At 37.1% G+C, this 237-nt stretch carries 1 protein-coding gene; it reads right to left on the bottom strand.

Translation table 11 applies throughout. The features are described from left to right. Positions 1-237: hypothetical protein (locus FLA105534_RS23035; RefSeq protein ID WP_173968420.1), on the bottom strand; the 237-nt coding region annotated here is incomplete at both ends.

Here is a 237-nt window from a genome sequence, read left to right as displayed (position 1 = left end):
ATGTTGGTATACAATCAAATAATAACAGCCATTTTCAGAATCATCAGCCGATTTCAACTCCAATAATGGTGCCTTTGAAATATCCATCCAATGACTACCAGGAGCTATCAGAACATCTAATTGTGATAAAATAGCACGGGAATTATCCAAAACCAAATGCTCTAATGACAAAGGAGCTTCACGCAATACCACCTGAACTGCTTGAGGTAAACCAAAACTTAATATACAGGTGCGTAA

It is taken from the genome of Flavobacterium collinsii, from assembly GCF_902804485.1.
Lineage (GTDB): Bacteria > Bacteroidota > Bacteroidia > Flavobacteriales > Flavobacteriaceae > Flavobacterium > Flavobacterium collinsii.
This window is presented reverse-complemented; position numbering and strand designations above follow the sequence as displayed.